Source organism: Pseudomonas sp. H2_A10, assembly GCF_054680085.1.
This window is the reverse complement of the sequence record NZ_CP162821.1, coordinates 3,444,241-3,460,052: the sequence shown is the minus strand read 5'-3', so window position 1 is coordinate 3,460,052 and position 15,812 is coordinate 3,444,241. Positions and strand designations below refer to the sequence as shown.

At 59.3% G+C, this 15,812-nt stretch carries 14 protein-coding genes and 2 pseudogenes; 10 read left to right on the top strand and 6 right to left on the bottom strand.

All coding sequences use genetic code 11. The features are described 5' to 3' along the window. Positions 1-71: 71 nt before the first annotated feature. On the bottom strand, positions 72-2,573 hold the full coding sequence (locus AB4O23_RS16130) for a TonB-dependent siderophore receptor (RefSeq protein ID WP_460059978.1): 2,502 nt from the start codon (positions 2,571-2,573) through the stop codon (positions 72-74). A gap of 264 nt (positions 2,574-2,837) precedes the next feature. On the opposite strand from AB4O23_RS16130, the pseudogene AB4O23_RS16125 reads away from it, so the two are divergent. Continuing rightward, positions 2,838-7,175 (top strand): annotated as a pseudogene (locus AB4O23_RS16125) (RHS repeat-associated core domain-containing protein). Beyond that, positions 7,172-7,471: a hypothetical protein gene (locus tag AB4O23_RS16120; RefSeq protein ID WP_017527390.1), complete on the top strand. Its 300-nt coding sequence runs from the start codon at positions 7,172-7,174 to the stop codon at positions 7,469-7,471. The pseudogene AB4O23_RS16125 and the gene AB4O23_RS16120 overlap by 4 nt, the downstream one beginning before the upstream one ends. 266 nt (positions 7,472-7,737) lie before the next feature. Here AB4O23_RS16120 and AB4O23_RS16115 read toward each other — a convergent pair whose 3' ends face one another. Continuing rightward, positions 7,738-8,325 (bottom strand): NUDIX domain-containing protein, encoded by a 588-nt coding sequence (locus AB4O23_RS16115; protein ID WP_017527389.1) that lies wholly within the window; start codon positions 8,323-8,325, stop codon positions 7,738-7,740. Between the two features lie 143 nt (positions 8,326-8,468). Here AB4O23_RS16115 and AB4O23_RS16110 point away from each other — a divergent pair. Next, positions 8,469-9,396: pseudogene (locus AB4O23_RS16110) on the top strand (alpha/beta hydrolase). 191 nt (positions 9,397-9,587) lie between these two features. Here the strand turns inward: AB4O23_RS16110 and AB4O23_RS16105 are convergent. Beyond that, positions 9,588-10,748 carry an alpha-hydroxy acid oxidase gene (locus AB4O23_RS16105; RefSeq protein ID WP_017527387.1) on the bottom strand — a complete coding sequence of 387 codons (1,161 nt, stop codon included), beginning with the start codon at positions 10,746-10,748 and terminating at the stop codon, positions 9,588-9,590. 121 nt (positions 10,749-10,869) lie between these two features. Between AB4O23_RS16105 and AB4O23_RS16100 the strand changes: the two genes are divergently transcribed. Next, positions 10,870-11,655, top strand: coding sequence for a DeoR/GlpR family DNA-binding transcription regulator (locus AB4O23_RS16100; RefSeq protein ID WP_017527386.1), 786 nt, complete (start codon positions 10,870-10,872; stop codon positions 11,653-11,655). A gap of 28 nt (positions 11,656-11,683) precedes the next feature. Here the strand turns inward: AB4O23_RS16100 and AB4O23_RS16095 are convergent, their stop codons facing one another. Next, positions 11,684-11,908, bottom strand: a complete 225-nt coding sequence (locus tag AB4O23_RS16095) for a hypothetical protein (RefSeq protein WP_065878822.1) — start codon at positions 11,906-11,908, stop codon at positions 11,684-11,686. 184 nt (positions 11,909-12,092) lie between these two features. On the opposite strand from AB4O23_RS16095, the gene AB4O23_RS16090 reads away from it, so the two are divergent. Both AB4O23_RS16090 and AB4O23_RS16085 read left to right on the top strand, forming a co-directional pair. Continuing rightward, on the top strand, positions 12,093-12,596 hold the full coding sequence (locus AB4O23_RS16090; protein ID WP_065878820.1) for a DUF4142 domain-containing protein: 504 nt from the start codon (positions 12,093-12,095) through the stop codon (positions 12,594-12,596). Between the two features lie 24 nt (positions 12,597-12,620). Continuing rightward, on the top strand, positions 12,621-13,181 hold the full coding sequence (locus tag AB4O23_RS16085; RefSeq protein WP_017527383.1) for a type 1 glutamine amidotransferase domain-containing protein: 561 nt from the start codon (positions 12,621-12,623) through the stop codon (positions 13,179-13,181). 64 nt (positions 13,182-13,245) lie between these two features. On the opposite strand, the gene AB4O23_RS16080 is transcribed toward AB4O23_RS16085, so the two are convergent. Continuing rightward, positions 13,246-13,452: a PLDc N-terminal domain-containing protein gene (locus tag AB4O23_RS16080; RefSeq protein ID WP_017527382.1), complete on the bottom strand. Its 207-nt coding sequence runs from the start codon at positions 13,450-13,452 to the stop codon at positions 13,246-13,248. Between the two features lie 293 nt (positions 13,453-13,745). Between AB4O23_RS16080 and AB4O23_RS16075 the strand changes: the two genes are divergently transcribed. Both AB4O23_RS16075 and AB4O23_RS16070 read left to right on the top strand, forming a co-directional pair. Further along, a complete protein-coding gene (locus AB4O23_RS16075) occupies positions 13,746-14,222 on the top strand; it encodes a hemerythrin domain-containing protein (protein ID WP_065878816.1) in 477 nt (158 codons plus the stop codon). An 82-nt stretch (positions 14,223-14,304) separates the two neighbouring features. Beyond that, positions 14,305-14,577, top strand: coding sequence for a hypothetical protein (locus AB4O23_RS16070; protein ID WP_065878815.1), 273 nt, complete (start codon positions 14,305-14,307; stop codon positions 14,575-14,577). Here AB4O23_RS16070 and AB4O23_RS16065 read toward each other — a convergent pair. Continuing rightward, positions 14,566-14,775, bottom strand: coding sequence for a DUF3079 domain-containing protein (locus tag AB4O23_RS16065; protein WP_065878814.1), 210 nt, complete (start codon positions 14,773-14,775; stop codon positions 14,566-14,568). The two genes, AB4O23_RS16070 and AB4O23_RS16065, sit on opposite strands and share 12 nt — an antisense overlap. 179 nt (positions 14,776-14,954) lie before the next feature. Between AB4O23_RS16065 and AB4O23_RS16060 the strand changes: the two genes are divergently transcribed. Together AB4O23_RS16060 and AB4O23_RS16055 are read left to right on the top strand one after the other, a co-directional pair. Then, positions 14,955-15,485, top strand: a complete 531-nt coding sequence (locus tag AB4O23_RS16060) for an iron transporter (RefSeq protein ID WP_065878813.1) — start codon at positions 14,955-14,957, stop codon at positions 15,483-15,485. Next, positions 15,485-15,808, top strand: a complete 324-nt coding sequence (locus AB4O23_RS16055; RefSeq protein ID WP_065878812.1) for a cupredoxin domain-containing protein — start codon at positions 15,485-15,487, stop codon at positions 15,806-15,808. Before AB4O23_RS16060 ends, AB4O23_RS16055 begins: the two co-directional genes overlap by 1 nt. Positions 15,809-15,812 lie beyond the last annotated feature (4 nt).

The following is a 15,812-nucleotide window of genomic DNA, read 5'->3' as shown; positions in this document are numbered from 1 at the left end:
CTGAAAATGAACGCGATTCTGGCGAGGATTTTGTTACAAAGGGGCCATTAAATTGCCTTATCGGCGCGTCATTACCATTGGTAGGTCGCGCTCGCCTGCACCGTGCGCTGGGAGCCATACCAGCACCACGAGTACGAGTAACACGACGCGACGTACTCTTTATTCGCCAGGTTGCTGGCATTGAGCGCCAGGCGCAGGTTGTCCTTGAGGTTGAGGAGGTGCTTGATGTCGTAGTGCACCGCCGCATCGAACAAGGTGTAACCCGGTACTTTCAAGGTATTGGCCGTGTCGCCCCACGAGGAGCCGATATAACGCGCACCTGCGCCCATGCCGAAGCCCTTGAGGTTGCCGTCATGGAAGGTGTAATCCGCCCACGCCGAGGCCGTGTGGCGCGGCACCGCGTAAGTGGTGGTGCCCTCGGCATTGATCGCCGGGCCTACGCCGATGTCGCTGATGGGCGCATAGCTCACGGTACTGTTGGATTGGCTGATGCGGTTATCGAGGTAAGCGTACGCCGCGGTGATATCCAGGTTGTCGTTGAGGCTGGCCTTGCCTTCCAGTTCAAAGCCACGCGATTGCACCTCGCCGTCCTGGCTCTGGCAGCGTCCGGTGCCGCACAGGTGAGTGGGGTCCGGGTCGGTGGTGAGCACGTTGGTCTGGCGCAGGTCGAAGATCGCGGCAGTGATGAAGCTATTGCTACCCGGCGGCTGGTACTTGATACCGACCTCATACTGCTTGCCTTCGGTCGGCTTGAATACCGAACCGCCATACCCCGTACCCGACTGCGGGTTGAACGACTCCGAGTAGCTGGCATAAGGCGCCAGGCCGTTATCGAACAGATAGACCAGACCGACCCGGCCGGTAAAGGCCTTGCTGTCCAGGGAGGACTGGCTCTTGGCCCCGGTGCGCAGGGTTTTGGTGCTGCTATCGGTGCTGGCCCAGTCATAACGCCCTCCCAGCAGCAGCACCCATTTGTCCCATTTCACCTGTTCTTGCAGGTACACGCCGGTCTGTTCGCTGCGCGACGTGCCGTCGGTGGTGTACGCCGGTACCGCAACGGCCGCGCCGTAGACCGGGTTGAAAATATCCAGGGTCGGCCCGGCGGTGTAAGTGCCTGAGCCCGACAGGGTGTCGGTGCGGGTGTTCTGATAATCGAGCCCCATCAACGCAGTGTGCTGCAGCGGGCCGGTGTCGAATGTGGCCTGCACCTGGTTGTCGAGGGTGTAGGCGTCCATGTCCACGTCGGTGGCGATGGTCGAGCGGCGGATGGTCCGATAATCCGCCATCAGGTAGTTGTTGTAGAGGCTGCGGTACTGGCCTTCGCTGCGCAGGTAACGCGCATTCTGGCGCACCGTCCAGACCTCATCGAAGTGATGTTCGAAGGCATAGCCCAGGGAGTAATACTCGCGGTCACTCTTCTCGAAGCTCTTTTCGCCGTCATAAAAGCCCACATCGATGCTGCGCCCCGTCGGGCTGCGCAATACCGAGCCCCAGGTCGGCACCGAACCGTAGGACGCACCCTTGGGGTCTTTTTGGAAATGCCCGAGCAAGGTCAGCGAGGTGGCGTCATCAGGGCGCCAAGTGAAAGCGGTGGACAGCGACTGGCGGCGGGTCTGCGTGTGCTCGACCTGGCCGTCCGCATCATCGAAAAGCCCGGCAACCCGGTAGGAATAAACACCCTGATCGTCAATCGGCCCACTCAAATCGAAGGTGGTGCGCTTTTTGTCAAAGGTGCCGTATTCGACGCCCACTTCATGAAACGGCGTGTCCAACGGGCGCTTGGTGACCATGTTGATCACCCCGCTCGGCGTGCCCTGCCCGTACAGCACCGACGCCGGGCCGCGCAGGACTTCAACGCGCTCCAGGTCGAAGGCGTCTTTTTGCGGCAACGCGTCACGGCTCGATGGCATGCGCAGGCCATCGAGGTAGGTGGCCGGGGAGAAACCACGGATGGTCAGTTGGTCCAGGCGCGAAGCCGTCGCGCCACGGGTTTCCGGGACCACGGCAGCGCTGTAGCGCAGGATCTGGTTGAGGCTCTCGGCGTTCTGCGCGCGCATCTGGTCTTTGGTGACAATAGAGATCGACTGCGGGGTTTCGATCAACGCGGTGTCGGTCTTGGTACCCGACAGGCTGCGCGTCGCCACATAACCGGACACCGGCCCAGTGGGGCTTTCGGCCTGGTAGGCGCCGCTGATGGTAGTGGCCTGCAACTCCATGGCGCCGCCGTTATCCGCAATGGCCTCCAGGCGATAGCGGTCGGCGGAGATCTTCAAAGCCTGCAGGCCACTGCCGGCCAGCAACTGGTTCAGGGCCACATCAATGGCGTATTCCCCGCTCAGGCCATCGCTGCGTTTGCCTCGGGTCAAACGTGCATCAAATGCCAACACCAACCCCGCCTGCTCGGCCAGGCTATTGAGCGCCTGGCTCAAGTCACCGGCCGGGACCTGAAAGCTGTGCACAGCCTGGGTGCTTTCTTCGGCGACGGAAGTCTGAACAGTCAGCAACGGCACAACAGCAAAAGCCATCGCCACTGACAGGGCCAGTGGATGCAAGGGACGAGCGAGGCGCGACATGGGAAATCCTGCGTAAGGGAGGTTCTATTAACCATGACGGCCAGGTCGGAAAATCGGGTAAGGATGAGAGCGATTTTTATTTGAGAGTGTTTTTTCAGCCCTTGCTGCAATCAGTCGGGTCGTTTTTTCGTGTAGCTCGTTGAGGCGGGTTCAGGCGTTTTTTCCCCGTCGTCGGTCAGCTCATTCTGATTTTTCCAACCGTTCATCCAGCCGCTTTTTGCTGCGGCAGACTCCGACGCCTTGCCTTCTGCCGAGACGTCACGGATGACACACGCCTCCCACATTGCCTCTATCGAACATGAGCTGGATGGCTTTCATCAGAGCCTGGTGATTTATCGCCAGCAGATGGGTGCCTGGTATTCGCGGGCGCTGGATTCGGTGAGCCACGCGGCAGATATACCGTCCTTGTTGGGGATGGATCGGGTGGTGCGGGTCGGGGACTCGCAGCGTTCGGTAAGTATTTCCGATGCGGATTTTTCCACCGTGGCCCGCTGCCGTGCGGGCGGCGAGCTGAAGATCGAGAGCAAATTCGAGTCGCTGTATGACGTGCCGATTGGCGGCATTGCGGTCGAGGTGGTCGGGCTGGATGACGGCAGCTCCACGCCAGTCATGCTGGATGAGCACGGCAAGGGCTCGCACCACTGCGCTGCCGGCGGGCGCTATCAAGTGCGGGTGCAGGGCGGCGTGTCGGCAGAACAGGTCGATGCACTGTTTACCTCCTATGCCGGGCTGACAGCGGACCTGGAGCAGTGGCTTCGCGAGCAGTGGCGAACCTTCAAGCCCTATTGGGAACAGTCCACCGCGAGTGCGATTGGCAGCGGCGTGCTGGCGGGCAGTTGGGCCGCGATCATGGACGTGTGGGACAGCGTCAAGCGGGTGCAGGCGGTTCTTGAAGACCCGCTTAAATACGTCGAAGAGCTCGGTGATCAGGCCGCCAAATTGGCGCAGATCGCCACCGACGCGCCCAAGGTCATGGAACAGGCGATGTTGCTCGCCAGTGACGAGGCGGCGCTGTTTCTGCTGGTGCGCACAGCGATGATCTGGCTGGACGCATTGCCGCCCAGTGAGATTGCGCAAGTGGCCGCTGGGTTTGTGGTGTCGCTGCTGATTGACCTTGTGATTGGCGCGGTGCTGACCATCGCATTGCCGGCGGCGGCTGTGGCGTATCTGAGCCTGCGGCTGGCCAGGTACGGCGCGCAGATTGTGAAGGCGGCCGTTGGTTTTGTTCAGAGCGTGCTGGCGATTCTTGCGAAGTTCATGCAAGCGGTGGATCGCTACAAAGCGGTGGCGGTGCGCGGGGTCGTCGGTGGGGTGAAGCAAGGCACGCTGCAGATGCGCTGGCGGGCGCGGCAGAACGCGGTGCTGAAGCAAAAGGAGCATGTCGACGATGTGCCTGTTTCGGGGAAAACCCCGAACGGAGATGCGGCGGCTTCGGCGGACAAGACCGTCACCAATGGCTGCCCGGTGTCGATGGTCACTGGGGAGGAATTGCTCACCCTCACCGATGGTGTTTTAGACGGGATATTGCCGTTTGAGTGGACCCGTTTGTACCGCACCAGCGCGGTGGAAGTGGATGTTGGGCTGGGGTTTGGCTGGAGTCATTCGCTGGCGCAGCGGCTTTCTGTTTCGGGCGATTCGGTGGTGTGGACCGACCATGAAAACCGCACTGTTTCGTTTCCACTGCCGACTTCTGCTCGGCCGGCGATCACCAATAGCCTGGCCGAAGCGGCGATCTATTTAGGTGCTTTGCCGGACGAACTGGTGCTGGCCCAGGCGTCGCGCTTTTATCACTTTCGCGACGGTGTGCTGGTCTCGATCAGTGATGCGTATGACAACCGGCTGCGGATTGCGCGGGATGTGTTGGGCCGCATCGAGCGCCTGGATACCGGCGCCGGCCGCTCGTTGTGCTTGCGTTATGAACGGGACCGCATCGTCGCGGTGGACTACCAGATTCAGCGCAGCAAAGACCGCCAGCCCTACGAATGGATCACCGAACAAAACGTTGTTTCCTACGCCTATGACGAGTTAGGACGACTGGTCTCGGCGACCAGTGCCGTCGGCGAAAGCGAGGTTTATCGGTACGACGAACAGCATGTGATTCTTGAGCGGGGCTTGGCCGGTGGCGCGAGCTTCTTTTGGGAATGGGAGCGCGCTGGCAAGGCGGCGCGATGCGTGCGGCACTGGGCCAGCTTTTCGCAGATGGACACGCGTTATGTCTGGGGGGATGACGGCCGTGTCACGGTGCATAACGCCGATGGCAGCCAGGAAGTATATGTCCACGATGACCGCGCACGGCTGGTGCAACGCACCGATCCGGACGGCGCCCAGCACTTCAAATCCTACGACGCCAAGGGGCGACTGACGGTCGAGCAGGACCCGCTCGGGGCGGTGACGGCGTATCAGTACGACGATGCCGGACGCTTGGTGGCGGTGTTTCCCGGCGATGACGAGCCGACATCCTACGAGCATGACAACGGTTTCGTACGGGTGGTGCGGCGTGGCGAGGCGGTTTGGAAATATGAGCGTAACGATCAGGGCGACGTGACGCGCAGGACCGATCCCGATGGTGAGGTGACGGACTACAGCTACAACAAATACGGCCAACTGACGGGCGTTTGGTATCCCGATCACAGCTGTCATCGGCTGGTGTGGAATGAACGCGGCCAGCTCATTGAACAACAACTGCCCAATGGCGGGATCAAGCGTTACCGCTACGACGATCTGGGCCGCGAAATTGCCCGCGAAGATGAACAGGGCGCGCTGACCGGGTATCAATGGGACAGCGTTGGTCGGTTAACGCGTGTTGTACTGCCGGGCGGCGCAACCCGCGAATACAGCTACAACCCCTACGGAAAAATCACCGCCGAACGCGACGAACGCGGCCACGTCACCCGCTACGAATACGCCGATGGCCTGCACCTGATCAGCCGCCGCATCAACGCCGACGGCACCCAGGTCAACTACCGCTACGACAATGCGCGGTTATTGCTGACCGAAATCGAAAACGAAATCGGCGAAATCTACCGACTGGACTACCACCCCAACGGCCTGATCCAGCAGGAAATCGGCTTCGACGGCCAGCGCACCGCCTACGTCTACGACCTCAACGGCAACCTGCAGGAAAAAACCGAACACGGCGACGATGGCCGTCAGCTAGTTACCGTTTACCAGCGCGATCACGCCGGCCGCCTTGTACGAAAAACCTTACCCGACGGCAGCACGGTCGATTACGCCTACGACCGCCAAGGCAAACTCCTCAGCCACTACCACTACGACGACCAACACCGCCTGCACGCCCACACCATCACCCAACAGGAAAACCACCTCTACCAACGCCACTACGACTACGACAAAGCCGGCAACCTCACTCGCCTGAACGACACCCGCAAAGGCGAACACCACTACCGCTACGACCCACTAGGCCGCCTCACCCGCGCAGACCATTCGCAAGACCTGCAAGAACGCTTCGGCCACACCCCTGCCGGTAACCTGCTGATGCACGACCGCCCCGGCCCGGACATCGTCGCCGGCAATCGGTTGATGATCCAGGGCGACCGGCACTAAGACTATGACGCCTTCGGCAACCTGATCCGTGAACGGCGCGGCAAGGGCCATCAACTCGTTACCGAGTACCGCTACGACTGCCAGCATCGATTGATCGGCCTCACCCAGCCCAACGGCCAAACCGCGAGTTACCGCTACGACCCGTTTGGGCGGCGCATCAGCAAAACCGTCGATGGCATAACGACCGAGTTTTTCTGGCAAGGCGACAAACTGATCGCCGAACACCATGCGGATCGGCATCGCAGCTACCTCTACGAACCCGATAGTTTTAGGCCGCTCGCCCTGCTGGAAGGCTTCGGCCCACAAGACACCAAGCCCTACCACTACCAACTCGACCACCTCGGCACGCCCCAGGAACTCACCACTCCAGACGGCGAAATCGTCTGGTCCGCCCACTACCGCGCCTACGGCCAAATCAGCCGTCTCGACGTAAAAAAAGTCGACAACCCGCTGCGCTTCCAAGGCCAATACTTCGATCCGGAAAGCGGACTGCACTACAACCGCCATCGCTACTACAATCCGGACATTGGTCGCTACCTGACGCCGGATCCGGTGAAGCTGGCGGGTGGGATCAACGCATACCAGTACGTGCCTAACCCTACGGGGTGGGTGGATCCGCTAGGGCTAAGCAAATGTCCTGGCAACTGTGATCCGGCTAAAAGCTCTGAGAGTTTTTCGAGCAGCGCGAAAGCGAATGAAGGTCAACCACCGCTCCCTTCTCCTGAAGATATTGAATGGACGGCCCATGGCTATAAGCACAGTCCTTCAAAGAAAATACCTTGGAAAGATATTTTGGCAACGACAAAATCTGGTCCGGCAAAATACAGGCCAGGGATAGATATTGAAAGCCTAGAGAGGGAAGCCTATAAAAACGGCAGGATGACTACGAATGGCAAACCTTGGAAGGTCATGGAGTACGCTGAAAGCATCGGCGCAAGCGAGGGGGCTCCAAGTCGCTGGATCCGGGTAGAACTAAGCTCGAAAACGATTCACGGCCACCCCATTTCAGAGCAAGCATTCCGGAGATTAATCAAGTGATTTCATTAGACTTCATACAAGGCAACATCACCTACGATGATCTTTCTTTGCTGGAAGACTCCGCGATTGAAGATCAAGTACACAACTTGAAGGAGGATATGCTTCAGGTGGTGTACCCAGACGGACTATTACTTGACGTAGGCTGGTTTCCTTCATTCGATGTAAAAGGACACTTTCAAATAAAAGTCGTCAAAAACCATGACTGGGACTCCCCTGTTTTAAAGTTTACCGCGCAATCAATTAGGGCTCTGATTAAGCAGCTTCTGCTCACACAATCTCAATTAATGCAGCGCTAAAAAAACGCCAAAATTATAGCCCACGCTCCCCTTAAACTACCCTGAGGAGACCTGAACACCAGAGCTTAAAAGCACCACGATGATGGCTGTAAAGGCAGGTTTTGTTGAGATAAGCCCAATAAGAATCCAGCTCTATCCCACACATATGTGAACGCCACTCAAGTCAGTGCAAACAACAACCACCCACTCAAGGGCTGCTTCGCAGCCCCACACAGCGCAAACCCGCTCTCCACAAGCCAACAACCCGATCAACCGAATTTGCCGATTCACCACCCCTCTTTCAACATCCGCAACTCCAAATGCTGCAACAACATAATCGTCTTCCCATCCACAATCTCCCCGCTCTGCACCATGCCCAGCGCCTGCTCAAACCCCAGCTCCAACACTTCGATATCCTCGCCCTCTTCTTCCAGCCCACCACCGCTGCCAACTCGATCCGCCGGCTGATACTCGCCGATAAAAAAATGAATTCGCTCAGTCACCGAGCCCGGGCTCATGAACGCGGCATAGATTTTTTCCACATGCCCCACGCGGTAGCCCGTTTCTTCTTCCGCCTCCAGGCGAATACGTTCCTCGGGGCTGGCATTGTCCAGCAACCCGGCCGCTGTCTCGATCAGGTAGCCGGGGTAGTCATTGACGAACGTGGGCATGCGGAATTGGCGAATCAGCAACACCGTACGCTGCTCGCGGTTGTACAACAGGATGGTCGCGCCATTGCCACGGTCGTAGACCTCACGGGTCTGGGCCTGCCAGCTGCCGTCGCGGCGGCGCAGGTCGAAGCTGTATTTCTTGAGGAGGTACCAGTTGTCCGAGAGGGTTTGTTCGGCGGTGATGCGAACGGGGCTGTTGTCCATGGTCAGGCCTTTTGTTCAAAGTGGGGAGCATTGTCAACGCTGTAACACTTTGCAAGCAATCACCCTCAACGGCTGTCGAATTTATACCTGTGGGTGTAGGCCATCTGGTAAAACCCCTGCTTCACCTTCACCTGGGTACCTTCATGTCTTCTCGTTTTCTGCCGCGCCTGCGCCTGCGCTGGCTGCCCTTACTGTGCATGGCGTTGTTGATCGTCGGCTCTGCCGGTGGGTTGTAGCGTGTTGCAACAAAAGGAGCGTGAGCTGGTGTTCCGCATCGAGCCGGGCACCGCCAGTTGGTACAGCGGTTTGCCCAAGGCCGTGCAGGAATTCGAACTCAAGCCCGCCAGTTTCAAGTCGGGGCAGAACATTCACGGCTGGTGGTACCCGGCGGGCAACAAAGATGCACCGGCAGTGCTCTATCTGCACGGCGTGCGTTGGAACCTTACCGGGCAGTTGTTTCGCATCGAGCAATTGCATGCACTCGGCTATTCGGTGCTGGCCATCGATTATCGCGGCTTTGGCCAAAGCCAAGGTGACCTGCCTTCGGAAACGACGGTATACGAAGACGCGCGCATCGCTTGGGAACGCTTCAAGCTGCTGCAGCCGGACCCGAGCAAGCGCCTGATCTACGGGCACTCGCTGGGTGGCGCGGTGGCCATCGACCTGGCCGTTGAACTGGGCCAGCAGACGCCGCTGCCGGTGCGCGGGCTGGTGATCGAATCCACCTTCACGTCCCTGGCGGATGTGGCCACGGCGGTGGCCAACACCTCGTTGCCGGTCCGTTGGCTGCTGTCGCAGAAATTCGACTCCATCGACAAGATTGCCGACATCCATATGCCGTTGTTGGTGGTACACGGTCTTGATGACCGCTATGTGCCGCCGCGTTTCAGCCAGCAATTGTTTGAAGCCGCCGAGGAACCCAAGCGGTTGTTATTGGTGCCCGGCGCCAGCCATAACAACAGCATGAGCCTGGCCGGTCGCAGCTATCGCCAGGCACTCGACCACCTGATGCAGGCCAGGATGCCGGCGCAGGTTGTCACGCACTCCACAGGCCGTAAAGGCGACTCATAAAGTGCTTTTCGGCACTGGCTTCGCGCTTGGCTGTCAAGCGCAAACCCTGCCCATGCTGGCCCAAATCGAAAGTTGATCAAATATTAACCGTAGGTTAAATCGCCAAGCCAGCCGGGCGTTCGCAAAGTTATCCACAGAGATACCCACGGTTTTCGTGGACAACTCTTTTTATTTTTTTACGATTTTTTTGCTCATCCGTTGCTTTCTGGATATGTTCCCGGCAACAAAATCTGGCGATTCACATCGCGTATATCGTTATACCCACAGAGCGCCATCGACACGTCCAACTCCCGAGCGATGATCTCCAGGGCCTTCGTCACGCCCGCCTCGCCCAAGGCACCCAAACCGTACAAATGCGGCCGACCGATCATGGTGCCCTTGGCCCCCAAGGCCATCGCCTTGAGCACGTCCTGGCCGGAGCGGATGCCACCGTCAAGCCACACTTCAATACGCTCGCCCACCGCGTCGACAATCGCCGGCAACTGGCTGATGCTCGACGGCGCGCCATCCAGCTGACGGCCACCGTGGTTGCTCACCACCAACGCATCCGCGCCGCAATTGGCGGCCAGGCGCGCGTCTTCCACATCAAGGATGCCCTTGATGATCAGCTTGCCGCCCCAGCATTTTTTGATCCATTCCACATCGTCCCAGCTCAGGCGCGGGTCGAATTGCTGGGCGGTCCACGCCGACAGCGAACTCATGTCCGCAACGCCCTTCACATGCCCGACGATATTGCCGAAACCACGGCGTCGGGTACCGAGCATGCCCATCACCCAGCGCGGTTTGGTCGCCATGTTGAGGATGTTCGGCAGGGTCAGTCTGGGCGGTGCCGACAGGCCGTTGATCAAGTCCTTGTGCCGTTGCCCGAGGATCTGCAAATCCAGGGTCAGCACCAAGGCATCCACGCCTGCGGCCTTGGCCCGTTCGATCAACTGTTCGATAAACGCGCGGTCGCGCATCACGTACAACTGGAACCAGAACGGCTGGCCGACGTGTTCGGCAATGTCTTCAAGCGAGCAAATGCTCATGGTCGACAAGGTGTAGCGCAGGCCAAACGCGGCGGCGGCGCGGGCGGTGAGAATCTCGCCGTCGGCATGCTGCATGCCCGCAAGGCCGGTGGGCGCCAGCGCCACCGGCATGGCCATGTCCTGGCCGAGCATGCTGGCGCGGATCGAGCGTTCATCAATATTGCGCGCCACCCGCTGGCGGAATTTGATCGCGGCAAAATCGCTTTCATTAGCCCGGTAGGTACTCTCAGTCCAGGAACCGGAATCGGCGTAATCGTAGAACATCCTTGGAACACGTTTTTGCGCCAGCCTGCGTAAGTCTTCGATGGTTGTGATCAACGACATCTAGGTCACCTCTCCCTGAACTGAGCCCAGAGAGTAACCGGCCAACGGTCGCCCAACCAGCCATTGCGTTTATAGCGACGGCAGACTAACCTCGCACAAACCCGCAAAATAGCGCATAAACATGCACAACTCCCATCAAGCCATTGACCTGCCTTCCCTGCGCAAACAGAAGATCTTGTTGCTGCTGGAACGCGACGGCAAAGTCACCGCTGCACAATTGGTCGAGCACTTTGCCGTGTCCCAGGACACCATCCGCCGTGACCTTGGCGAGCTTGCCGCCGCCGGCCTGTTGCAACGGGTCCACGGGGGCGCTTTGCCTCGGCCCAAAGATACCGGCAAGGACTTCTTCACCCGCGTCGGCGAGACCAACGCTGCCAAGCGCCACCTCGCGCAACTGGCGGCAAACCGAGTCGAAGACGGCCAGATTGTGCTGTTCGATTCCGGTTCCACTACGCTGCAGATCGCCCAGTCACTACCGCACTCCATACGCCTGACCGTGGTCACCGCTTCGCCGATGATCGCCATCGCCCTGGCTGACCATCGTGACGTGAAGGTGATTCTGGCTGGCGGCCAACTCAACCCGGCCACGCTCTCCACTGGCGGCCATGACGCCATACGCCTGATCCAGAGCATCAAGGCCGACCTGCTGTTTACCGGCGTGTGCGCGCTGCACCCGCAGGTAGGCATGAGCTCGCTGCATTTTGATGAAGTGGCGGTCAAGCAAGCTTTGCTCGATAGCGCCTCCCACGTGGTGGCGGTAACCATGGCGGACAAACTCGGCGCGGTAGAGCCGTTTGTGGTGGCGCCGTGCAGCCGTATTCACACGTTGATTACCGAGTGGCATGTGCCGAACGTGCAGGCGTATGAGCAGTTGGGGCTGGAAGTGCTGCGGGTTGAGGTCGAGTAGCTAGACGTGGCGGTGGCGCCGATCCCCCTCAGTGGCCCAGCTTGCGCTCAGCCTTGGCGGCTTGCTCTTTGATCGCACCGGCCTGGCGCTCAGCGTCCTTGATCGACGTGGGCGTCAGCACCTTGTCGACGCTTTCCGTGTTCGGATCTGGACGCTCCAGCGCCTGGTCCTTGTCGGGGGTGCCGGCGCCTTTCTGGGCTTGTTCCGAGCTGATGGGGTTGGATGTTTTGTCGGCAGTTCTGTGATCGGTCACGAAGTCTCTCCAGGCAATGAGGCGCAAAAAAACATGCACCGTTGTGCAGCAGAGCCCTGGGGTATTTCGATAGTTCAAGGAAATTGCAGCCGCGAAATCAACGCAAAAAAAATTTAAACCTTTTGCCCAGGCATCCGCTCAACAGTCAGGTAACGGCATCCCACCACGTTCAAGGAGAACCACCATGACTACTCTGCTGATCAAACAGATGGGCCTGACCTTCGCACTGGTCGCCGGCGCAATGTCCACCGCCATGGCCGCCACCTCCAACGACTTCGTCGACAACGCGGCCGAAGGTGGTATCACCGAAATCGAGGCCGGCAAACTGGCCCTGGAAAAAAGCAGCGCTGGCGACGTGAAGACCTTCGCCCAACACATGGTCACCGACCACACCAAGGCCAATCAGGAACTGATGACACTGGCGAAAAAGCTCGATATCCAAGTGCCGGATGATGCCGCCCTGACCGACAAGGCCAAGAAAGCCATCCTGGAAATGCGCGACGAATCGTTCGATAAGGCTTACGCCAACAACCAGGTGGCGGCTCATGAAAAAACCGTCGAGCTGTTCAAGAAAGAAGCCGCTTCCTCGGATAACGCCGAGCTGAAAGCATTCGCCACCAAGACCCTGCCCACCCTTGAAGCCCATCTGAAAATGGCCAAGGAGCTGCAGGCCAAATACGATCATTAATCCCCGACCAGGAGACCCTCGACCATGAGCTCGCAACTCAACGGTAAGAAAATCCTCATCATCACCTCCAACACCGGCATCGAGCGCGATGAGCTGGTCAAGCCGCTGCAAGCACTGCGCGAGTTTGGCGCGACCGTGACCCACGGTTCGAGCAAGGGCGGTACCACCCAGACCTTTGTCGGTGATACCGAAAAAGACAAGACCGTGGAATCCGACGTGCAACTGTCGGATGTGCTGAGCAGCGATTTTGACGCGCTGGTCATTCCCGGCGGTACCGTCAACGCCGACACACTGCGCCAGGACGCTGCGGCGCTGCGCTTGATCAAAGAGTTCGCCGACGCCGGCAAGACCATCGCGGCCATCTGTCACGGCCCCTGGACATTGATCGACGCGGGCGTGGTCCAGGGCAAGACGCTGACCTCGTATAAAAGCGTGCGCATCGACCTGGAAAACGCCGGCGCCGCCGGTTGGGTCGACGCTCAGGTCAAGGAATGCAAAGCCAATGGCTGGACCTTGATCACCTCGCGCACGCCGGATGATCTGCCTGCGTTCAACACGGCGATTGCCCAGGCGCTGGCCGGCTGATTGCGGCGCCCCTGAACGCAAACAGGCGCCCCATGGGGCGCCTGTTTGCCAAAGGCTTCAACCCTCAGCTTTTACGCTGTTGCGCCATCTCGCGCTTGGGCCCGAACATCGCCCAGGCGATCAGCCCCAACAACGGCACGAAAATCAGAATCACCAACCATAACCCTTTGGTCTCCCAGCCGCCGGTACTGCGCAGTACCACATTGATCGCCCACAATTCCAACAGCAGCAGAACCACCGCCAACCCGATCCAGACATATTCCAATTGCATGATTCACCTCCTGAGGTCTATGGGTTAAGTCAAGCATCCGCGCCAAGGGTTCCATCGGATTTACCAAGGGGCGTGGTGGCCACGCACCGAGGGCATCAAGCGCTCAGGGTGTAATGCAATCCGCTGCGGCCACGACCATGCAAGCTGCACGATCCCAACCCGCACCGAACCTACTTAACCCATTGATAAAAATACGATTTATGTAATCGCTCAAGTTGGTACAGCTGATGCAATCTTCTACCAGACGAGGCGCGCACTTCGACGCGCCCGAACCCAGTCTGTGAGGTTTCATCATGAATGCCATCGACCTTCTCAAAGCCGACCACGAACGTGTAAAAGCGCTGCTGACCCAACTGAGCGAGTCCACCGAGCGCGGTGTGAAAAAGCGCACCGAGCTGCTGGCCAAGCTGGAGATGGAAATCACCCTGCACACCAAGCTTGAAGAAGAGATTCTCTACCCCGCCTTCCGTAAAGCCGGCGGCAAGGAACAGGACATCATGTACCACGAAGCCAAGGAAGAGCACCGCACCGTCGACACCCTGGTACTGCCTGACTTGAAGCAGACCGAGCCCTCCACCACCGAGTTTTCCGGGCGGGTCAAAGTGGTCAAGGAGTTACTGGAACATCACATCGAAGAAGAGGAAACCGAGATGTTCCCTCAAGCGAAAAAACTGCTGGGCAAAGCGCAACTCGAAGAGCTGGGTGCCGAAATGGAAGCCATGAAAGCTGCGTATAAAAAAACCATGAGCGCCAAGTCGATAGCGGCCTGACGCTGCTTGTCGCCTGGTTCCGCCACCGGGGCCGGTTGTTGGAAAGGCTCCGGTTCTTGATCAAGAGGAAGAGGATTGAACCATGAAGTACGTGCAAAGGATGCTGCTTGCTCTGTGCCTCACAGCCCTGTCCGGTCCACCCGCCCTCGCCGCGTTTGGTGACAACCCCACACGCGCGGCCAACACCTTGGCCGGCGACAGCGCTGCCGGTTCTGCCCTGCCGCCGGGGACTTACCCGAGCAGCCCTTCCGACAGCGACAAAAAAACCCAGGACACCGACAAACAACAGGAAAAGACCTCCAAACCTGCCGATTCCGATAAAGAACCCCAGAAAAAACCGCGCTCAGGCAGCTGACGGCTCATCCGCACTCGGCGGCTCGGGCGCCAGCCCCCAGTCGCCGTGTTCGTACCAGTCGTCGCCGAGCATCTCGGCCGGGTGCATGGTGCGGTCGGCGCCATTGCCGCACGCCAGGTCGGCGGCGCCGCAGTAGCGATCACAGCCCCAGCAGATGCGTTCGGGGTGTTTGGGGTGCAGCGGAAAAGGCTTGGCCATTGCAGTGCTCCTTACCGAAGGGCGACCTCACCACCCTAGCCCTGATACCCGCCCCCAGCCTTGACCGATATCAAGCCTGGCACGCATGAAATATCGTGCGAACTTGACAAGAATCATTATTGTTTACGCCAGACCTTCCTAGACTCGGGCTCTCTTTACTTACCCGTCTGGAAGCCCCTATGCGTACCCTCCCCCTGCTCCCCATCGCCCTGCTGTTATCCACCTCTGCGGCGCTCGCCAAGGAGTACCCCATCGGCGAACCGCAACAGTGCCCCGGCCTGGAAATCGGCGCGGTGTACCTGCAACCGATTGAAATGGCCCCGGCCGGCATGATGCGCGCCACCGCCGACTCCGACGTGCACCTGGAAGCCGATGTGCGGGCCACGGCGGACAATGCCCAGGGCTTTCAGGAAGGCAGTTTCGTGCCCTATCTGAACCTGTCGTTCTCGCTGAAAAAACAGGGCAGCGATACGCCAATCAGCGGTGACTTTCACGCCATGGTCGCCAACGATGGGCCGCACTATGGCGATAACGTCAAGCTGCAAGGCCCCGGCAAATACACCCTTACCTTCAGCGTGCGGCCGCCCACCGGTCACCACGCCCTGGGCCGTCATACCGACAAGGAAACCGGCGTGGCGCCCTGGTTCGAACGCTGCGAGGTGCATTACGAATTCGTCTATGCCGGTATCGGTAAAAAAGGCGGCTACTGATGCGCCGCGCCCTGCTGTTGGGCGGCTTTTTGCTGAACGGCGCGGCGTGGGCGGCAGCGCTGCCCACCTATGAGCTGAGCCTGCAAGACGGTCATTTCACCCCGCCGCAATTGGTGGTCAAGGCCGGCGAGCGCTTCAAGATCGTGCTCAAGAACACGGGCCTTGGGCCTGCCGAATTCGAGAGCACACCGCTGCGCGTGGAGAAAGTGCTGTCACCCGGCGTGACCACGTTTGTGGTGATCCATCCCCTGCAACCCGGCGTGTACCCGTTTTTCGATGAATTCAACCCACAACTGCCCGAAGGCAGCATCCGCGCCGATTAGGAGC